Consider the following 21,284-nt stretch of genomic DNA (forward strand, 5'->3'; position numbering starts at 1 on the left):
AACAATAAGAATTGGACTTAGAGAGCTTAGCTCCATAACAAGGACCTCAATATGAAATACGTGAAACATATCGCTGCCAGTGCAGTGCTCGCTGCCTCCATGTCTGCAACATCGTTTGCAGGAACACTCGTTATCAACTCTGATGCTTCTGATCCTGCGCCAAAAGAGGCGTGGGGCGAGATCATTAACCGCTTTGAAAAAGAAAACCCAGATATTACGGTGAAGTACAACTTGTACGATCACGAGTCGTATAAAACAACGATTCGTAATTGGCTGGTCACTTCGCCGCCGGATGTGGTTTTTTGGTATGCGGGTAACCGAATGAAAGCCTTTGTTGACCGTGGCCTGTTTGAGGATGTCAGTGATATTTGGGCTGACAACAACATGAAGCAAGACTTTGCGGCTGCCGCGCCTGCGATGACAGTACAAGGTAAGCAGTTTGGTGTGCCGTACACGTATTATCAATGGGGTATCTACTACCGCAAAGACATCTTTGAGCAATATGGAATTGCGGAGCCGAAAACGTGGGATGATTTGAAATCTGCGTCTGCAACACTTAAAGAAAATGGTGTAGCGCCGTTTGCTATTGGTACCAAGTATCTTTGGACCGCCGCAGGTTGGTTTGATTACATCAACATGCGTACTAACGGCTTGGATTTTCATATTCAGTTAATGGAAGGCCAGGTGCCTTACTCTGATGAGCGAGTGAAGAAAACCTTCGCTAATTGGGCGGAGTTAGTTGAACCTGGTTATTTCCTAGAAAACCACGCGTCTTATTCATGGCAAGAAGCTCAACCTTTCTTGTACAACGGTAAAGCGGCGATGTACCTGATGGGTAACTTCATCACGCCTAACTTCCCAGCTGAGTTGGATGGCAAGATGGATTTCTTCCAGTTCCCGGTGATCGACCCAAGTGTTCCTATGTCTGAAGATGCACCAATGGATACGCTGCACATACCTTCAAAAGCGAAAAACAAAGAAGATGCTCGTAAGTTCTTAGAGTTTGTTGCTCGCGCTGAAAACCAGCAGCTGATCAATGAGATGCTGTTACAGATTCCAACCAACAACAAAGCTAAAGCGAAGTCTGACCCGTTCTTAGACAAAGGCGTCGCGATGTTGGCATCCAGTGATGGTACGGCTCAATTCTATGACCGAGACACTGATCCTGCGATGGCCAAAGAAGGCATGAAAGGCTTCCAAGAGTTTATGGTTCACCCTGAACGAATCGATAAAATCTTGAAAAAACTCGATAAAGTGAGCAAGCGTACCTTTAAGTAATATTTCAATAGCCGCAGCTGTTCTGGCTGCGGCTTTTTTTCTTCTCTTAAGGGATTATTGCAAGAGCTGTTTAGTTGGCGTTCGTAATGTTTGAACGCAATGAGGCGCTGAGCATCACTTGCAATGGTTCACGTTAAACGGCTTTTGGTAAGGAACACGTCATGAGAACTTTCTCTCAAATCATCTCTGCCCGTGAGTGGGAAAATCAACACATCACCCATCATAATGTTGTTGAGGCTCATGCTCCTTTAAATAGTTACACCTCGTTGGTTGAGGCTATGACGAAGAGCTCGTCGAGTGTTATGTCTCTCAATGGGACTTGGAAGTTTCAGCTGTTCGATTCACCAGAGTTGGTTTGCGAAGAGGTAGTATCGGAACATTTTGATGATTCTTCATGGAAGTCGATTTCAGTGCCAAGCAACTGGCAGATGCAAGGCTTTGATAAACCGATCTATACCAATGTGAAATATCCTTTCGCTGATAACCCTCCCTTCGTCCCTAGCGATAATCCAACAGGGCTCTACCGAACGCGTTTTAACTGCACGGAACCGGAGTTATTAGATACCCATAGGCTGACCTTCGACGGCGTGAATTCTGCTTTTCATTTGTGGTGCAACGGCAAGTGGGTTGGCTATTCGCAAGACAGTCGATTACCGGCTGAATTTGACGTGTCTGAATACTTGCAAGCGGGCGAGAACACGCTGGTAGTGATGGTGCTGCGTTGGTCTGATGGTTCTTATCTTGAAGACCAAGACATGTGGTGGCTCAGCGGCATATTCCGTGATGTGACTTTATTGAGAAAGCCCAAGGTCGCAATCGAGGATGTTGGTATTGATACTCAGCTAGATGCTTGCTATCGCGATGCGGTTTTAAATATTTCTACGCAAATAACCAAGCACAGCAATGATGTAGAAAGCTGCTATAAGCTGAAAGCTGAACTTTATGATGCTCAAGGACAGTTGGTTTTCGAACCTCAAATCGTGGGTTTTGGTGAGCGTTATGTCGATGAAAAAGGGCCGTGGTCTGAAGTCGCAGAACACCGCATTTCAGTGGTGAACCCGAACAAGTGGAGTGCCGAGTCACCCTACTTATATCGCTGTGTGGTGTCATTGCTCGATGAACATGACGAGCTAATCGATTGTGAGGCTTACGATGTCGGCTTTCGAAGTGTTGAAATTACCGATAGTTTGCTAAAAGTTAACGGAAAACCGTTGCTGATTCGTGGCGTCAATCGTCATGAACATCACCCTGAATTGGGGCACACCATGACTCGAGAGGGGATGATTCAAGACATCAAACTGCTCAAACAAAATAACTTCAATGCCGTTAGAACCGCTCATTATCCGAATCATCCATTGTGGTATGAACTATGTGATGAGTATGGTCTGTATCTGGTTGATGAAGCGAATGTGGAAACTCATGGTCAATTTCCGATGTGCCGTTTATCCGATGATGCGTCATGGTTGAATGCGTACATGAGACGAATGACAAGGCTGGTGGAGCGCGATAAAAACCACGCCAGCGTGATCATTTGGTCGCTGGGTAATGAATCGGGTATTGGTCGCAATCACCATGCGATGTATCAATGGGTGAAACAAACTGATCCAACACGTCCCGTTCAGTATGAAGGTGGCGGGGCAGATACAGCAGCGACAGACATTTTATGTCCTATGTATGCGCGGGTTGATTGGGATTTACCTGTGGTTGAGAGTCAACCTGAGGTGACACCTCGCGTGGGTATTCGTAAAGCTATCGCTCTACCAAACGAGCATCGTCCTCTTATTCTCTGTGAGTACGCCCATGCAATGGGGAACAGTCTGGGCAGTTTTGATAAATACTGGCAGGCGTTTAGAGACAACCCAAGATTACAGGGCGGATTTATCTGGGATTGGGTCGATCAAGGGATCACCAAAACCGATTCGAGCGGCAAACAATATTGGGGCTATGGTGGTGATTTCGGCGACGAGATTAATGATCGCCAGTTCTGCATTAATGGTTTGGTATTCCCAGACAGGACGGTGCACCCAACGCTACATGAAGTGAAAAAAGCACAGCAGTTTTATCAGTTTAGACTGGTTTCGACTTCGCCTCTGGTGATAGAGGTGCACAGCGAATATTTATTTGTGACCAGCAGCATTGAAACGTTGAATTGGACGGTTACTCAGAATGGTGTAGTAATGAGCGATGGTTGTATCGAATTGATGGTTGGTGCGGGCGAGAGTGTTCAGATAGAGCTCAATGGTGTGACGATTCCTCATACGGCCAACGCGCTTAATTACCTTAATCTCGAAGTGGTATTAAACACCAATACTGCATGGGCGGATAAAGGTCATGTGACGGCGATTGAACAGCTTAGCTTACCTACTCAACCACAATTGATGTTGGATGCTAACCTCTCTCAATTTCCACCGAAAGTGACTGAAACCGACACGCTGCTGACGGTGATTGGTGATGCTTATCAAGTAGAGTTCGACAGATTGTCTGGGACATTAGAAAGCTGGAAAATCAAAGGGGTGGAACAGCTTGCTAGTGGCCTTCGAGATAACTTTTATCGCGCACCATTAGACAACGATATCGGTGTCAGTGAAGCAAACCGTGTAGACCCCAATTCATGGATCGCACGCTGGCAGGCTATGAGGTTAGATAGGCTCACTCCAGAGTGCATCGAATTTTCATCCATCACTCAGAAAAATAGGGTGTCGGTGACTGCAAGAATTGCCCACACGGTGGAAGATCAGGTTCGTTTGTTGTCGACTTGGCAATACCAATTATTTGCCGATGGTGAGGTCAAATTAGATGTGGATGTTCAAGCGGCGAAAGGCTTGCCGTCTCTGCCACGAGTCGGATTTGAGTTTGCTTTGAAGCATGTGCCTGATGGGGTGGAATGGTTTGGTCGTGGGCCACACGAAAACTACCCAGATCGAAAGATGTCCGCACATATGGGGCTATATCAGCAAAGTATTGAACAAATGCATACCCCTTATATTTTCCCATCTGATTGCGGCTTGCGTTGTGATGTTCGTGAGGCAAAAGTGGGCGCATTCGAATTGCAAGGAGACTTCCATTTCTCAGTCAGTCGTTTGGGGTTACAGCAGCTACAGAAGGCAAAACATACTTGTGACTTAACCGAACAAGAACAGCTGTTTGTTTATGTGGATGGCTTCCATATGGGGGTTGGCGGTGATGACTCGTGGACGCCAAGTGTCCATGATGAATTTAAATTATTGAAAGAGCATTACCATTATCAGGTGCGCTTCCATTGTGGTGATATAGGCTAATGTGCAGCGAATAGAGTAAAAGGATCATAGTAGGCCAAATGGTCTAAGTGCTTGTTTTTCGCTTACGTTACTTCAGATATAAAAAAGCACTCAGCGAGAAACTGAGTGCCAAAGTCTGAAATTTATGAGGTTAGATTTTCATTGAATTTCAGAAGACAGGTATAGGTTTTTACTTACTCTGCGTCAGTAAAGAAATCGTTGTATAACATGTATAGGTGGGCAGCACTCCAAGAGAAGTTTGGAGCACCTTGTTGTTCACCGTTTAGCGGGTTGTAGTTCTCACGGATAGGGCCGTCTTGTACCAAGCCATCGGCGTGGTCGAAGAATGCGCCTGCCATTTCAATCGCATCGTCACGGTAGCCGTAGCTGTCCATACCTTTTAGGCCGAAGTAGAACTGGTCTACCCATACACGTCCACGCCAGTAAATATCTGGGCCAAATGCTGGGCTAGAAAGCGCTGCTGTGCCCAGTGGAACGTAGGTGTTGAACTCTGAGGTATCTTTCATCACAGAGACCACGGCATCAGCGTGAGCTTGTGTTGCTGCACCGTTGAACAGTGGTGACCAACCCTCAGGGCCTTTACCACGCTCGACAATCGGTTTGCCTGCGCAGCCATTGGCTAAAGGCTTGTCTTCAATACGAATGTCATAGAAGAAGTTAGTGCCTTCGTCGAACATACAGGTGTTGATGTAGTTCGATAGGTGCTCTGCTTTTTCACGGAACTCTTTCGCTTCTGCGTCTTTACCTAGAATGTCAGCCATTTCTGCTAGGTACTTGTTATCGCTGTACATGTAGCTTGCTTGGTCAACGGACTCTTGCAGCAATGAATAGCCAAGCAAAGTGCCGTCTTCAGCGCGGTTTTGAGCGAATTCAACATCCCAATCACTGCGCTTGCCACCGTTAGCAACGTACGCGTCTAGCTGGTCTTTATCGATGAAACCGAAGGCTGCTGCATCATCACGACCTGATTCCCAAGACGCAGCGGTTTGAGCTGGGCTCTCGATGTAATCGTAGTTGCCTTCTGCTACCACTTTATCCAGTTCAGCTTGGCCTACGACTGTTTCGTGTTTATCGCCACGAACCACGGTGAAGTACATTTCACCTTCAGGTGTGTTGTGTGCTTTGTCGCGTGCTGCGCCGTATTCTGGAACACCGTTGCCGTTGTTATCACGGTTGCGTAGCCACCAGTCGTGGTAAGCCACTAGCTTTGGATACATCTCTTCTAGCCAAGCTTCATCGCTGGTGGTCTTGTAGACTTCCATCACGGCCCATGCAGCTAGGCTTGGTTTGGTATTACGTTCGTTCCAGTTACCGCCGTCGCCGCCACGTTCTGGGCTTAGGTTGTAAGCCAATAGATCTGGCACGTAACCTTCATCCCAAGGGCGAACAGGATCGTCAGCTTGAATTTGGTAGGCAAACATCGCGCGGATGTTATCTTTCGCTACATCTGGGTTGAAGTGAGCCATTGCGTAGGCTTGCTTCCATGTGTCCCAAGGCCAAGTTTGGTTGCCCGAGAACCAACGCGCCGTCACGGATGGTGTCACAGAGTCAAACTCCATCGCACCTGCAGCGCCACGCCAGTTACCGTTTAGGGTTTCCATCGCTTTAACCGCAACACGCTCTTGCTCTGGTGTCGCGTTCGGGTTGGTTAAACCCATCTCAAGATAGCCTTCCCAACGTTCTGCTGATGCGGCTAAGAAGTCGGTAGGGTTTGCCATGATCTTTTTGATTTCAGGCTGTTCCGCTTGCGCTTCTTCTGCCGTTAGAACATGCGAGTATGTGGTGTAGATAGTCGTCGATGCTTCAATGTTTGCCGTTGAAGTAAACGCTAAACCATCAACCGTGGTTTTCGTTGGAATCGACTTGTGAACTTGGTATTCAGACTCACCAGAAGTCAGTAGATCCCATGTCGAACGAACCTTACCGAAGGTCACCTTTAGGCCATCGTCGGTTGCGACGATTTGACGGTCATACTCAGGGTAAGTTTCAGCGATTGTTTTGTCGGTTTGTGCCACGCCTTCTTTGGCGTGCGTCTTTTCTAGCAGTTCACCATCCCACACTAATTCAACCGGTGAGTCGGTAGTGATTTTTGTTTCTAGTAGAGAGGTACGGTTTGAAGCAAAACGCATCGTCATTTCTACAGTCACATCGTCAGATTTTAGTGTCTGAACCAATGCGCCCGGTAGGCTGTAAGCTTCCATAGTGAAAGCCACTTTTTTGCCATCTTTGAACACGCTTAGGCGGTCGAAGTTATCAGCCATGAAGTTGATGTATTCTTCGGTAAGCAGTGCTGTACCTGGGAATCCGCCCATGCCTTCTGCACTGTCTGGCAGTAGGTGACCGTGCCATGCGCCTAGGTCGAAGAATGGGTTAAAGCGTTGGTGGTCATCGAAGTCGTAATCTCGCATGTATTCTGGCGAGCCAGTACGGTCGATAACGTTCTTAAACTCGTTGGCTTGCAGTTGCTCAGCATCAGAACTTGAGCCAGAGATGGAATTTGATGCACAACCAGTAACGACAAGGGCTGCACCGATAGCGAGAGCTGCGAATGATTTATTCAGTTTCATGATCAATTCCTGTTATTACCAGTAGAAGTATTGCATTGCGAACACCTGAGCGTCGCCGATTTCAGTGTCGCTGCCTACGCCAAAGCGGCTATCGAAAGCAGTCGCAAACGCGCCGTTGCCGTATTCATACCAAACGCCAGCATTGATGTAAGAGGTGATTTCTTTGTCGCCATTGTCACCGTCAAAGTTTGCGTAGTTGTAGGCTGCAGATAGGTAAACGCCTTGTGCCGCTTCGTACCATGCACTGGTTTGAATACCAGACTCGCTACCGAAAGACTCTTGGTTGCCTTTATCTGTATCGTGCCAAACACGAGTGGCGAAGTTTTTGTACTCAGCACCCAATAGCAATAGTTCACCACCATCGTTGTTACGAACTTCACCACCACCCATTAGGGTTAAGTCGTCGGTCAGATCGTATTGAAGGTAACCATTGACCATGGCGTTCTTATCTTTCCATTGGTCTGCGAAGCTGTCGTATTTACCGAAGTGAACAAGAGCATCGTCTTCCGAGAAGTCAGACTCTGGCGCGAAAGAAACGCTGTAGCGAAGCTTGCCTTCTAGGTTTTGAATCTTCACACCAAGGTGCACGTCTCGCGTGTTTGAGATCGCGTAGCCGTATTCAACCGTAGGGTCACCCCACCATTGAACGTCATCTAATGAAGAGTCCATACGACCAATCATGAATTCTGTTTTGTTATCTGTGCGGTAGCCAGCGTAAAAGCGGTTGAAACCACCTTCAAAACCGCCCCAGCCGTGGCCCGTTGCCCAAGCATTGCCTTCGTCATCGGCTTGTACTGTCCAGCCCTCCATATAAGCAAGACCAAACCAATTACCGTGCTCGATAGCCAAGCCAGCTTCAATGTAAGTACCGTCTGCGTAGCGGCCTTTATCATCACCTTCGAGTGCCACGTGACCACCAAGGCCAAGCTCACCATAAAAGTTAAATAGGGTTTCAGTTTCTGTCTGAGGAGGCTGAGTATCACTGTGGTTTGCTGCGGACTCTTCCGCGTGGGCAGTGGTACTTAAGGCAGCAAGAATACAGCTTGTAATAAGAGTGTTTTTAGTAAAACTACTTTTCATTTTAATCACTTCTGTGTCGGGGTTATAAATGAAGGTTCGCAAGCAGTTCTGACTTCTAATATGGGGTGCTCTTCAAGGCGTATTGGTCAGGTTACTTACGATCGCAAAACCAATATTAATGATAATTTTGATGTTTAAAATTAATTAAGTTTAAAAGTGTGATCTATTTTTAGTAAATATTTACTTTGTTTTTATTTTGACTTTCAGTTGAATTTGCAGAGGTATGGCTAGGGTTGTAAGTATTCGGGAGGTGAATTGTTTGATGGGTGGTTAGATTGTTGGTTCGAATGTTTTGATTCTTGAATGGCTTTGATTTAATCGAGATGGTTAGTGGAAATGTACCGACAAATAAAAAGGCACTCACCAAATGTGAGTGCCTGAAGTTTAAGTCAGAGTGCCCGAAGTTTAAATCAGAGTGCAGGGTAAACTAAGCGTTCGCCGGTTCAGGTTTTGCTTCTAGTTTTTTCTCTTCTGGAGATAAGCTTTTTTCATATTTTCCGTACTTCCACCACGCGTAGCCAAGGAAGATAACAATCCCGCCTACGTTGTAGAAGATGATGGTCATGATGTCAGCACCTGTTGGGAAGGTTGACGCAAAGAAGCCAACAGTGAAAATGCCGATCAGAATCGAGACCACGGTAATGCCTGTCATACGTGAGCCCATTCTGAAATCACGAGGTAAGTGATCCAACTTCAAACGTAAATTAAGGTACGCGATCATGATGAATAGCGGTGGCAACATCGATGCTGCAGCTGTCATGTTGATAATGGTACTCATCAGATCTTGAACCGTATCGGACGCCAGTGTCGGAATGAACATCAGTGGAATCACAATCAAGAACTGAATCCAAGCCGCACGCTCTGGAACGCCTTGTTTGTTTAGAGCGACCGTTTTCTCACCGAAGATACCTTTAGGGATTTCAGAGAAGAAAATCTTAACGGGTGTTGCCGTCCACATCAGCAGAGAGCCCAGCATCGCCGTGAATGAAACCACACCAACGAAACGGTTCATCAAGATTTCAGACAGGCCAAAGTGTCTTGCTAGCCCTTCAAATACCTGAACTGAGCCGCCTGTGAATTTAAGCTCTTCACGCGAAACAAACACGTTTGCTAACACAGATCCTACCGAGTAAAGCGCACCGATGAAGATACCGGCAATGATGATGACTTTAACGAAAGACTTGTGACCGCCTTTGATGTCGTTAACGTAAACTGCGACCGATTCTGCACCGCCTGCCGCCATGAAGATCCAAGTGATTACGCCAAGGAATGCCCAGTTGAAGCTTGGTGTCATGGCTTCAATGGTGATTGGGTCAGCTGGCTCGATACCGCCTACCAAAGCACCGCCAGATAGCAAGATGTAAGACATCGTTAGCAGCAGCATCAGTGATGATGTTAGTGAGGTGATAGGGCCCAGTAATTTCGCACCGTTATTCGAGATATGAGTCGCGACCGCAAACAAAATAGTACTTAGAATTGCGGTGGTCATTGGCGTGAATATGTACTCAAAACCTAAGAACGCATACGACGCGTAAGCGATGATTCTAGGGAGCAGAGAGGTGAAGAAGAACAGGTTAACAAACCAGTAGGTGTAAGCTGAAATAAACGCCCAGCGGCCGCCTAGAGAGCTTTTAACCCAAGAGTAAACACCCGCTTCAGAGTCTTTATTCAGTGACACAAACTCTGCAACGATCAAACAAAATGGCACAAAGTAAAAGATGGTTGCTAGAAAGAACATCGGAGCCGAGGAAAGGCCGATCTCGATGTTGTTATTAATGATGTTATTGAAGCTGTATACCGCCGCGAAGGTCATAGACAGTAGGGCAAATTTGCCTATCGTACTGCGTTTATTTTCGGACATGATGTTCTCCGGTGAATCACGTTGATGATCGTTATAACTTGGTCCTAGAGAGGGAAGCTCTAGGCCGCACTTTTATTGTTATGTTGGTTTGGCAAACACCCGCTTTGTTTTGTCAGGGTTGGCTCATTGTTGTTTTTATAGATTTACGATCGGACTTCTTTGGGATTTTTTTCTTTGGTATTTCAGTAAACTTATTACCAAAACAAAGAGTTAAAGATTAAGAAGTTCATTGAAGAGATTGCTTGTTTCATGAGCGACGATTTATAAGGCGTGTAGGGGCTTTTTTGTCGCTTTCTTTATATGAATCAGTTTGTCTCTTCAGCAAGAAGATTAAAGATTAAGCGGCGGGAAGTTAATCGAAATTGATCAAATATGTGACCTTGAGTAAATAAATTTAGTTAATGTTTTACCTTGGTTTTTATTTGAGTTTTATTACCTATTAATTGGTGTTTTTCGTGAACTGAAACCTTGACGGAACGCCGTTTTTATTTTTGGGGTTTTTATTTTAATTATCTGATTTAAAACAAAAAAAGCGCCAATTAAGGCGCTTTTAACTAGATGTATAGATTCTGGATTACGACTGCTTAGCCGTTTCTAGCTTTGCTTCTTTACCTGCTTGCTTCTTTTCAAAGCGAGAGATCCACCACCATGCGATACCAGAGAATACCGCTGTCATGAAGACGTTGATGAAGAAGGCTTGAACAAGGTCAACACCTGTCGGGAATGCCGATGCTGTCATGCTCACAATGAAGATACCAATCAGTACCGATACTACTGCAATACCTTGAACTCGAGTACCCATGCGGAAATCACGCGGTGTGTCGTCGTGTTTCAAGCGGAATACAAAGTAGGCCACCATGATGAAGATTGGCGGTAGCATTGCGGTACCTGCTGTTAGATTGATTGCTGTATTCATCATGTCTTGTACAGATTCAGAGCCGAAGCCGTTCACCACAAGCATCACGAATACAAACGCGAACTGCCACCAAGCTGCACGTACTGGCACGCCGTGTTCGTTAAGCTCTGTTGTCTTCTCGCCGTAAACACCTTTAGGGATTTCAGAGAAGTGAATTTTTACTGGAGCTGCTGTCCACATCATCATCGAACCGAACATAGCAACGAATAGGATAATACCGACGAAGCGACCCGTTAGAGATTGTGAAATGTCGAAGTAGTTCGCCATACCTGTGAAGATTTCAACCATGCCGCCAGCGTAGGTCAGTTCATCACGAGCAACGAATACGTTTACTAGAAGAGAGCCCACTGCGTACATTGCGCCGATTGCGATACCTGCACCAATGATAACCTTGATGAAAGACTTGTGACCGCCCTTAACATCGTTTAGGTAAGCGGCTGCGGTTTCTGCACCACCGGCTGCTTGGAAGATCCAACACATGATACCTAGCGTTGCCCAGTTGATGGTCGGTGTCATTGCTTCAAGCGTGATTGGTTCTACTGGCTCATGGTTGCCGCCCAGTGCCATTAGTGCACCGATAACGTAGATTGCAAACAGAGCGAATACACCGTAGGCCACGATCTCGGCAATCTTACCTAGCCAGCTCGCGCCTTTGGTTGAGATGTGAGTTGCTGCAGCAAACAGAGCAATCGAGATAGCCGATGTGACGACTGGCGAGAAGGCGTATTCATAGCCCAACATCGCGTAAGACGCATAGGCGATTACGTTTGGTAGCAGGGATACAAACCAGAAAAGGTTTACGAACCAGTATAGGAAGGAACCTAGGTAGGCTGCTTTTGAGCCTAGTGGTTTTTTTAGCCAGTCATACATGCCTGACTCAGAATTTTTATTTGCTGATACGAATTCAGCAATGATGAACACGAACGGAATGAAGTAAATAAGGGTCGCGAGCAAAAAGATAGGGGCTGAACTCAATCCCAATTCGATGTTGTTGTTTACAATGTTGCGAACGTTAAATACCGCTGCAAATGTCATGGAGAGTAGGGCAAATTTGCCTAACTTACCGCGTACAGATTCAGACATAGTGTCCTCCGAGGAATCACGTAATTATAGTCGTTATTTCTCAATGCTTCCTTGTAGGGAGGAAGCATTGAGGCTTTGTTCAGCATGTTGGAGCCTTGAACGGCAAGGCTCGATACATACTGTGAATAGATAGCGTTATTGTTTATTTATTGAGGAAGTAACCGTCTTCAATGGTCACTTTCAGTACCACTTTTCGAACTCGGTTATCACCGTGGAAACGGTAAGCCTGATTGTTGTCAAAGATCGCCACTTGGCCTTCAGCTAGCTCACGAGTTTCACCGTTCCCCATTAGGTGTTCGCGGTCGGTTTCATCGCTATAAGCTTGGATCTGCTCTAGCTCTGATTTCGCTGCGAATTCAACCGTTTCACGGCCTTCTAGGTAGTAGTGCACGTCGAAGTAACGACGATTACCGGTGAAGTTTTCTGTGTTACGAGCCACACCGTCTTCAATCATGTAAGCCAGTGAATCACCAATTGAATACATCACGCCATCTTTGATGTTTCCGATGTTTTCAATCGCTTCTACACAGCGTTGCCATTTACGACCATCGCGGTAGACGACTTTAAATTGTTCTAAGTTCTCTAAAACGATCATCGCTTATGCCTCGTTCAGTTGTGGTTGAGCTTTTGGTGCATTCACCGTAAAAAACTCATCGCCAAAGTTGTGATTGATTAGGTGCTGCGCATCGCAATCGCCTGCTTGGAATGGAATCAGAGTTAAACCGTAGCGGAACTCGTCCATGTAAACGCGGTAAGAATCGAGCACTTCGCTGCCCCAAGAGTTAGAGCCTAAGCCCATCACTTGGTGATCTAGGTTTAACGTGATGTAACCGCTTTTCTCTAGCTCAATGGTGTGTTGTGCTTGGTGCAGGTTTTGGTTGGTGTAGAACCATGCGCTGAAGTTGATTTCTTGCTGTGGTTTTACTGCAATACCATTACCCGCGCGGCTTGAAAGCGCAGCCCAACGAACGTGTTGGCGGTTGCCGTTGTTCTGTGGGAACGGGTAGTTCTCGAACATGTCTGCAACGGTTGATTGGTACACATCAATCATGTTGGCTTGCTTGCTGTCTTGGTAGTTCTCTTCAGGGCCGCGTCCGTAATATTGGACTTGGTCGAAGTCGCCGTTGATGCCCATATCAAAACCAATCACAGGAATTACATGAGGGTACTCACCGTAACGTTCGCCGCTTAGCTCAACGTTCAATTGGCCTTCAGCATTAACTTGGTAGCGATATTCACAACGCATGCCGAAATCGAATACTGGTGGAGCAATGATGCTGGTGGTGGTGATCTCTACCTTGCCATTTACCTGTTCAACGTTAACGCATTCAAGGTCAATGCTACGGAAGTGCTCCTGCATAATTTGCAAGTGTGCAGGCTCCCAGTAACCATCGTGCTCTTGTTTATGGTTATCGATCATTGGCTTGAAGAAGTTGATTCGTGGTTCTGACTTAATCATCTCTTCGCCATTGACCAACCATGACGTCAGCTTGCCGTTCACTTTCGAGAAGTTCAGTGCGAAGTTGTGGCCTTTGATTAGGTAAGCTAAACGAGACTCTTCCACATTCAGTGCTGTCGCATTGTTGTTAGTGAAGGCTTCTAGCTGTGCTGTGTTCTCTTTCACTTGGAATTGATACACCGCGATGTCGTGGTTCGCTTCGCTGTAAGGCGTACGAGAATCCTTGCGCACGGTAAAGTTCACAAACACTTCGCGCTCATCAAGTTGTGGCAAGTTAAGTGTCAGTTCACGGCTAGAGTTTTCAGCCAGCTCTTCAACCTTGATGTGTTGCACGGCAATGGTTTCACCCTCAGCGCGGACTTCCGCAGTGATGGTGTAGTCATTGATGTTTGAGAACCAAAGCTTGTTGTCTACCGTGAAGGTGCCGGTTTGTGCATCGAAATCGCGAAGCTTCACTGGGGCAATCACTTGCTTGTACTCTTTCAAGCCAGGGCCTGGCGTTTGGTCTGGGTAGATCAGGCCATCCATGCAGAAGTTGTAGTTGTTCGGATAGTCACCGTAGTCACCGCCGTATTTGTAGAATTCTGTGCCTGCTTCATCACGCGCTAGAATGCCGTGGTCACACCATTCCCAAACATAGTGACCTTGAATTGCATCGTGCTTGTAGAACACGTTTTGGTATTCGGTTAAGCCACCTGGGCCATTACCCATTGCGTGTGCGTATTCACAGATAATGCGTGGTTTTTCGTGTGGGAATTCACCGAAGGCATTCATCAGTTGGGCACGTGAGTACATGGTTGAAATGATGTCGACCACTTCAGCATCGCGGTCTTCTTCATAGTGAACCAAGCGGGTGTCATCAATCGCTTTTGCCGCATCGTACATAGAGCGGATATTGCAGCCGTAGCCTGATTCGTTACCTAAAGACCACATGATGATAGAAGGGTGGTTCTTTTGAGCGTGGATATGACGTTCGATACGTTCAACAAACACCGCTTCCCATGCTGCATCGTTAGTGATGCGGCTTAGGTCGCCAACGTTAGCAAAGCCGTGAGTTTCGACATCGGTTTCACCCATCACGAACAGGCCGTAGATGTCACACAGTTCGTAGAAACGTGGGTCATTCGGGTAGTGCGCAGTACGTACTGAGTTGATGTTGTGTTGCTTCATCAACACCAAGTCTTTCTCTACGCGATCCATGCCAACCGCACGACCTTTTAGGTGGTCGTTGTCGTGACGGTTTACACCGTGCAGCATCACGTATTTGTTGTTGATGTAGAACAGACCATCGCGAACTTTAATGTCGCGGAAACCAACGCGTTGTGGAATCACTTCCAACACCTTGCCGTCAGCGTCTTTCAGCGTAAGCAACAGTTGGTATAGGTAAGGGTTTTCAGCGTTCCATTGAACAGGGTTAACCACATCAATAGAGAATTGAGTATCTACATTGCCACCAGTCTGTTGGTTAGGAACAGTTAAGTTATCTACTGAGCCTTGCGAGATAACTTGGCTGCCATCAAGCAATGCGTACTCAAGGGTTGCGTTTACCGCTGCTGCTAGGTTTTCTAGTTCCACTTTGCACGACAGAGTAGCGCTTTGGTAAGCGTCGTCGAAGTCAGTGCGAACGGTAACGTCTTGAACGTGCAGCTGTTCTTTGCCCACTAGGTAAACGTCACGGAAGATACCGCCCGTCCACCACATGTCTTGGTCTTCAATGTAGGTAGAGTCGGCCCACTGCATCACTCGAATAGAAAGTAGGTTGTTGCCTGCTTTTACCTGGCTAGAGATATCGAACTCAGCGGTTAGGCGGCTGCCTTTGCTGAAGCCCACGTACTCGCCGTTTACGTAAACTTCGAAGTAAGTTTCAACGCCATCAAATTTGATGATGGTTTGTTTCTCGTCCCAGCTTTCGCCAAGGAAGAAAGAGCGTTGGTATGCGCCGGTTGGGTTGTCTGATGGTACGAAAGGCACATCAATTGGGAATGGGAAACCTTCATCTGTGTATTGAAGATCGCCGTGGCCTTCCATTTGCCACATGTTTGGAACCGTGATGTTTCCCCAGTCGCTCATTTCCTGAGAATAGAACTCTTCAGGAACCAATAGCGGATTGGTGAAATAGCTGAAATTCCATTGGCCACTCAATAGTTGGAAGTGGCTGCTCAGTTCACGCTGAAACGTTTTTGCATTTTTTTCTGATGCGTACGAGAAGAAGTATGCACGCGGTGCCATACGGTTCTCATGTAAGTTCAGGAAGTTTTCCCAGTTGTTCACGTTGCCTCTCTCTCGGTCTGAATGCAGTTTGCTGACCGACGTTCTTATGCGTAATTGGGTCGTAGTGAATACGAGTATTTTTGGACTGAGGTAATTATTAGTAAAAGTTTTACTAAATGAAATTGGTGAAAACGTTTTACTTTAACTTCATCACGTTTTTTTTGGTCTTTTTACGGTGCTGTGTGATCCACTTAAAAGAATGCTATTGGCTGATTTACGCAGTAGGTTAAAGAGGGAGATATGTGTCGATTGATGTATGTGACGGGCACAAAAAAGGCCACCTTCAACAAAGGTAGCCTTTATTTATGTACTTGATATGTTTAATTATTTTGTTGTATCGCGCAGCTTAAGTTTGCTTGGTACATAGACGCGTAACGGGATGGTTCGGCCGTCGCGTACTTTTTCAATCAGCAGGTTAACGCCTTGAATTCCCATCAGTTCAGAGTGAATACGAACCGTTGATAAAGATGGGAAGGTAAATTTAGCTGTTGGGATGTCGTTTACACTGATCAGCGCAATATCTTCAGGGATGTTTAATCCGTGCTCATGAACTGCTCGTAAAACGCCAATTGCGATGGAATCTGACGCAATAAACATGGCTTTAGGGTAGTCGCCCGTCGCGAGCATCTGTTTTGCAAGCTTGTAACCTGATGAGCTAGAGAAGTCACCACGGTAGATGTCTTGCTCACTGACAACGTTCTTGAGGCCACCATATTCAGCAAAAGCGACTTCACGAATATCAGGGGTATTGACGTCGTCTTGGCCACCAATAAAGCCGATGCGCTCATAGCCTTGGTTGATAAAGAAGTTGGTGATCTCTTTGCTGATCAAAGCCAGGTCGATATCGACAGAGTCATAAGGTTCTGAGTGATCGGTAAAATCGACATAACAGATATTATCGCTCAGCTTTTTAGCTTGCTCGATAACCTCTGGTGTCATTCTACCCACCAACAAAACACCTGTGATTGGTGCTGAATTGATCTGTATTTTACTTTCATAACAGTTGGTTAGCTTAACTTCCATCTTTTCACATTGGGTTTCAATCCCGTGGCGAATCGATAGGTAGTAAGGGTCGTTAACCTCTGCTTCTTGCTTGTAGTTATACAGTGCTAGAAAGTGATGGTTTTGTTTTTTACTGCTAACGGTTTTTCGTGAGCTGCTGGTTTTGTATTCCAACTTCTCTGCAATTTCAAAGATACGCCTTTTGGTCTCTTCCTTGACGCTTAATGTTGGATCTTCATTGAGAACCCTTGAAACTGTAGCCAATGATACATTCGCTTCAGTCGCGATATCTTTTAACGTTGCCATACTCACTTCCTGTTATTGGAACATTGCGCTGCTTTGAAATTGGTATTTAGTAAAAAAGCAATGCACCTCTTTATTCTACAGACCTATTGTAATCAAACTGGACGTCATTGCATTAACTTTTAGTAAAATAAATGCTCAACTCATCTGTGATGTCTCAAATCTAACTGTCTATAATTATCTTATTAAAATTCAATGAATTAGAGGTTAACAGCTATACGTTCTCTCTATGTCATGATCAGTTCCAATGATGAAAGTTAGTGTAAACGTTTACACTTCGTGGTTTTGATCACAGAATTATAGTCAAAATGGCTGCTACTATTTCTGACATACGGTGCTACTGAGCTGAATGTCAGTTCGAGTTAGCCCACGAATGACGACAAAGAGAGGTTGATTGTGAAAGTACTGGTTACGGGCGGCATGGGTTACATCGGAAGTCATACATGCATTCAAATGATACAGGCAGGTATGGAGCCGATCATTGTTGATAACCTTTGCAACAGCAAAGAGCTAGTGCTGAAACGAATCGAATCGTTAACTGGCAAGCGACCAACGTTTTATCTTGGCGACATTCGTGACCAATCTTTTCTAGATGGCGTGTTTTCAGAAAACGATATCCAAGCGGTGATTCACTTTGCTGGCCTGAAAGCGGTAGGGGAGTCGGTGGCTAAGCCTTTGGAGTACTACGATAACAACGTTAATGGTTCACTAGTGTTAGCTCGAAGCATGAAGAAAGCGGGCGTGAAAAGCATCGTATTTAGTTCTTCGGCTACCGTTTACGGCGACCCGGAAGTAGTGCCGATTACTGAAACTTCACCGACCGGCGCGACAACTAACCCTTATGGTCGCAGCAAATATATGGTGGAAGAGTGCTTGAGCGATCTGTTCAACGCGGAGAACGATTGGAGCGTGACTTTACTGCGTTACTTCAATCCAGTCGGCGCACATCCATCGGGCACTATGGGTGAAGACCCACAAGGTATCCCAAATAATTTAATGCCGTTTATTGCTCAAGTAGCCGTCGGTCGCCGTGAAAAACTGGCTGTTTTTGGAAACGATTACCCAACAGTCGATGGCACAGGCGTTCGTGACTATATTCATGTAATGGATTTAGCGGACGGTCACGTCGCAGCACTAAAAGTGGTTGGTGAGAAAGCGGGCTTACACATTTACAACCTAGGTACGGGCAAAGGCTCAAGTGTACTCGAGATGGTTGAAGCCTTCGCACAAGCATCGGGTAAACCGGTTCCTTATGAACTTTGTCCACGCCGCGCTGGTGACATTGCCGAATGTTGGGCAAGTACTGAAAAAGCAGAGCGCGAGCTTGGCTGGAAGGCGACGCGTAGCGTGATGGAGATGACGGCGGACACGTGGAATTGGCAGTCGAATAACCCACAAGGTTACTAAATAACTTTTAAATTATTGAAAAAATAGAGATTCCAGATATCTCGCACCTCGATTCTGGAATGACGGATGAGCATAAGGCTATGAAGTGGTTGCCTTTGCACAAATAGCACAACGAGATTACACGTCATTCCCTACAGCGAGGCACGAGCGTAATAGGGGATCTCCTTGTAGAAGAATTATTCATCTTGGTGAATTGACCAAGACACAAAATTTGAGAGCAATCTAAACATGTCAAAAGTTGAATTTAACCCAGTAGACCACCCGCATCGTCGTTATAACCCATTAACGGGTCAGTGGATCTTGGTATCACCGCACCGAGCAAAACGTCCTTGGAGTGGCCAAGATGAAAAACCATCGACCGCGCAGCTTCCTGCGTATGAGAAAGAGTGTTTCTTGTGCCCGACCAATACGCGTATCTCGGGCGACGAAAACCCAGATTACGACGGCACTTATGTATTCAGTAATGATTTCGCGGCCTTGATGCCCGATTCGCCTGACGCTCCAGAGTCTGAAAACCCTCTATTCAAGACTCAAGGTGTTCGCGGGTTGAGCCGCGTGATCTGTTTTTCTCCGGACCACAGCAAAACGCTGCCAGAGTTACCAGTAAACAAGATTCGCGGTGTTATCGACACATGGAATGAACAGATTGAAGAGCTAGGTAAAGACTACCTATGGGTTCAAGCGTTTGAAAACAAAGGCGAGACCATGGGCTGTTCTCAGCCACACCCACACGGTCAGATCTGGGCAAACAGCTTTTTGCCCAACGAGATTGAACGCAAAGAGAAACTGTTAAAAGAGTACTTTGAACAACAAGGTTCGAATCTTTTAGTGGATTACGTTGAATCTGAAATGAAAGACGGTTCTCGCACTGTGGTTGAAACTGAACATTGGATCGCTGTGGTGCCTTATTGGGCTGCGTGGCCATTTGAAACCATGTTGCTACCAAAAACACACATCCGCCGTATGAGCGAACTGACTGACGAACAACGTGATGATCTAGCGCTTGCGATTAAGAAGCTGACTAGTCGTTACGACAACTTGTTCCAGTGCTCATTCCCTTACTCAATGGGCTGGCACTATGCGCCGTTCTTCGAAGAAGGTACGGACATCGATCACTGGCAACTGCATGCATTGTTCTACCCGCCGCTACTACGCAGCGCATCGGTTCGTAAGTTCATGGTGGGCTACGAAATGTTGGCTGAGTCTCAGCGTGATTTAACCGCAGAACAAGCGGCGCAGCGTCTTCGTGATTTGAGTGACGTTCACTATAAAGATCAGGAATAGCCTGTTTCGTAGATAACGAGTGAGATTCCTGATATCTCGTCCCTCGATTCTGGAATGACGACAGGTGAGAAGCCCATAAGTTTAAGAGCTTAGAAGTATAGAAGTATAGAAGTTTAGTCGCTGATGTTGTCATTCCCTACCGTGAGAGACGAACGATATAGGGAATCTAAAAGAATTAAAGTGGTGCCGTGAAGGGCCATAACCAATTGAACAAAGAGTTTAACCAGAGAGTTTACTTATGTCTGACCTAATCCAAAACGTGAAAGCATCTTTTGAGCAAGTCCTTGGTTACCAAGCGACTCATATTATCCAAGCACCAGGTCGTGTGAACCTGATCGGCGAGCACACTGACTACAACGATGGTTTTGTTCTACCGTGTGCCATTAACTACCAAACGGTAGTCGCCGCGGCTAAGCGTGACGACAACATTGTTCGCGTAGTATCAGTGGACTACGGTAATGCAGTCGATGAGTTCGATTTAACTCAAGAGATCACATTCCAACAAGACAAGATGTGGGCTAATTACATTCGTGGTGTGGTGAAGTGCTTAAAAGGTCGCGGCTTTGAATTTACAGGTGCAGACATCTCTGTAACGGGTAACGTACCTCAAGGTGCAGGTTTAAGTTCTTCTGCGGCACTTGAAGTGGTGATTGGTCAGACATTTAAGGTGCTTTACAACTTAGAGATCACTCAAGCAGAAGTAGCATTGAACGGCCAGCAAGCAGAGAACGAGTTCGTTGGCTGTAACTGCGGCATCATGGACCAAATGATCTCTGCAGAAGGTCGTGCAAACCATGCGATGCTATTGGATTGTCGTAGCCTAGAGACTCAAGCGGTTTCAATGCCAGAAGATATGGCTGTGGTTATCATTAACTCAAACAAGAAACGCGGCTTAGTCGACAGCGAATACAACACACGTCGTGAACAGTGTGAAGAAGCGGCGCGCATCTTTGGTGTTCCGGCACTTCGTGATGTGACCATTGAGCAATTCAAAGCGAAAGAGTCTGAATTGGATGAAATGGTCGCGAAACGTGCTCGTCACGTGATTACTGAAAATGACCGTACTGTTGAAGCGGCTCAAGCTCTACGCACTCATGATATGAAGCGTATGGGCGAGTTGATGGCTGAATCGCATGCATCAATGCGTGATGATTTTGAAATCACGGTGAAAGAGATTGATGCGCTGGTTGATATGGTCAAAGAAGTGATCGGTGAACAAGGTGGCGTGCGTATGACTGGCGGTGGTTTCGGTGGTTGTATTGTGGCATTGGTTCCACCTGCATTGGTTGATGAAATCAAAACAACCGTTGAACAGAAATATCAAGCGGCGACGGGGCTAAAAGAATCTATTTATGTGTGCCAAGCGAAAGACGGAGCAGGCTTAGTTGAAGTAATCTAACGGCTTCGAGACTTAATATAGAGCTTACCAAGTAAAAAGATCATGGTAGGCCAAATGCTAAAGCCTTTACTTCAGGTAGAGGCTTTTTACTGGCAC

General features: G+C 46.1%; 12 protein-coding genes. 5 read left to right on the forward strand and 7 right to left on the reverse strand.

Annotated features, from left to right (window positions below; genetic code table 11):
- The first annotated feature begins 51 nt into the window (after nt 1-51).
- A complete protein-coding gene (locus AB4493_RS06685) occupies nt 52-1,278 on the forward strand; it encodes an ABC transporter substrate-binding protein (RefSeq protein ID WP_372154702.1) in 1,227 nt (408 codons plus the stop codon).
- Nucleotides 1,279-1,439: 161 nt separating this feature from the next.
- On the forward strand, nt 1,440-4,556 hold the full coding sequence (locus AB4493_RS06690; protein ID WP_372154703.1) for a beta-galactosidase: 3,117 nt from the start codon (nt 1,440-1,442) through the stop codon (nt 4,554-4,556).
- Between the two features lie 173 nt (nt 4,557-4,729).
- Here the strand turns inward: AB4493_RS06690 and ygjK are convergent, their stop codons facing one another.
- The 7 genes from ygjK to ebgR form a co-directional block, all read right to left on the reverse strand.
- Nucleotides 4,730-7,123, reverse strand: a complete 2,394-nt coding sequence (gene ygjK, locus AB4493_RS06695; protein WP_372135507.1) for an alpha-glucosidase — start codon at nt 7,121-7,123, stop codon at nt 4,730-4,732.
- A gap of 15 nt (nt 7,124-7,138) precedes the next feature.
- Nucleotides 7,139-8,203, reverse strand: a complete 1,065-nt coding sequence (gene ygjJ / locus AB4493_RS06700) for a protein YgjJ (protein WP_004734431.1) — start codon at nt 8,201-8,203, stop codon at nt 7,139-7,141.
- A 427-nt stretch (nt 8,204-8,630) separates the two neighbouring features.
- Complete coding sequence (locus AB4493_RS06705) at nt 8,631-10,064, reverse strand: amino acid permease (RefSeq protein ID WP_017069519.1); 1,434 nt, start codon at nt 10,062-10,064, stop codon at nt 8,631-8,633.
- A 574-nt stretch (nt 10,065-10,638) separates the two neighbouring features.
- A complete protein-coding gene (locus tag AB4493_RS06710; protein ID WP_372154704.1) occupies nt 10,639-12,063 on the reverse strand; it encodes an amino acid permease in 1,425 nt (474 codons plus the stop codon).
- 142 nt (nt 12,064-12,205) lie between these two features.
- Nucleotides 12,206-12,658 (reverse strand): beta-galactosidase subunit beta, encoded by a 453-nt coding sequence (locus AB4493_RS06715; RefSeq protein ID WP_017066026.1) that lies wholly within the window; start codon nt 12,656-12,658, stop codon nt 12,206-12,208.
- A gap of 3 nt (nt 12,659-12,661) precedes the next feature.
- On the reverse strand, nt 12,662-15,793 hold the full coding sequence (ebgA, locus tag AB4493_RS06720; protein WP_372154705.1) for a beta-galactosidase subunit alpha: 3,132 nt from the start codon (nt 15,791-15,793) through the stop codon (nt 12,662-12,664).
- 324 nt (nt 15,794-16,117) lie between these two features.
- Complete coding sequence (gene ebgR, locus AB4493_RS06725) at nt 16,118-17,101, reverse strand: transcriptional regulator EbgR (protein ID WP_017069515.1); 984 nt, start codon at nt 17,099-17,101, stop codon at nt 16,118-16,120.
- 393 nt (nt 17,102-17,494) lie between these two features.
- Between ebgR and galE the strand changes: the two genes are divergently transcribed.
- From galE to galK, 3 genes are all read left to right on the forward strand, one after another.
- Nucleotides 17,495-18,505 carry a UDP-glucose 4-epimerase GalE gene (gene galE, locus AB4493_RS06730; RefSeq protein ID WP_371720860.1) on the forward strand — a complete coding sequence of 337 codons (1,011 nt, stop codon included), beginning with the start codon at nt 17,495-17,497 and terminating at the stop codon, nt 18,503-18,505.
- Between the two features lie 228 nt (nt 18,506-18,733).
- Entirely contained in the window at nt 18,734-19,789 is a 1,056-nt protein-coding gene (locus AB4493_RS06735) for a UDP-glucose--hexose-1-phosphate uridylyltransferase (protein WP_065584017.1), read from the forward strand.
- A 238-nt stretch (nt 19,790-20,027) separates the two neighbouring features.
- Nucleotides 20,028-21,188 (forward strand): galactokinase, encoded by a 1,161-nt coding sequence (gene galK, locus AB4493_RS06740; protein ID WP_372154706.1) that lies wholly within the window; start codon nt 20,028-20,030, stop codon nt 21,186-21,188.
- The last annotated feature ends 96 nt before the right edge of the window (nt 21,189-21,284 follow it).

It is taken from the genome of Vibrio sp. 10N.222.55.A1, from assembly GCF_041473835.1.
Classification (GTDB): Bacteria; Pseudomonadota; Gammaproteobacteria; order Enterobacterales; family Vibrionaceae; genus Vibrio; species Vibrio crassostreae_C.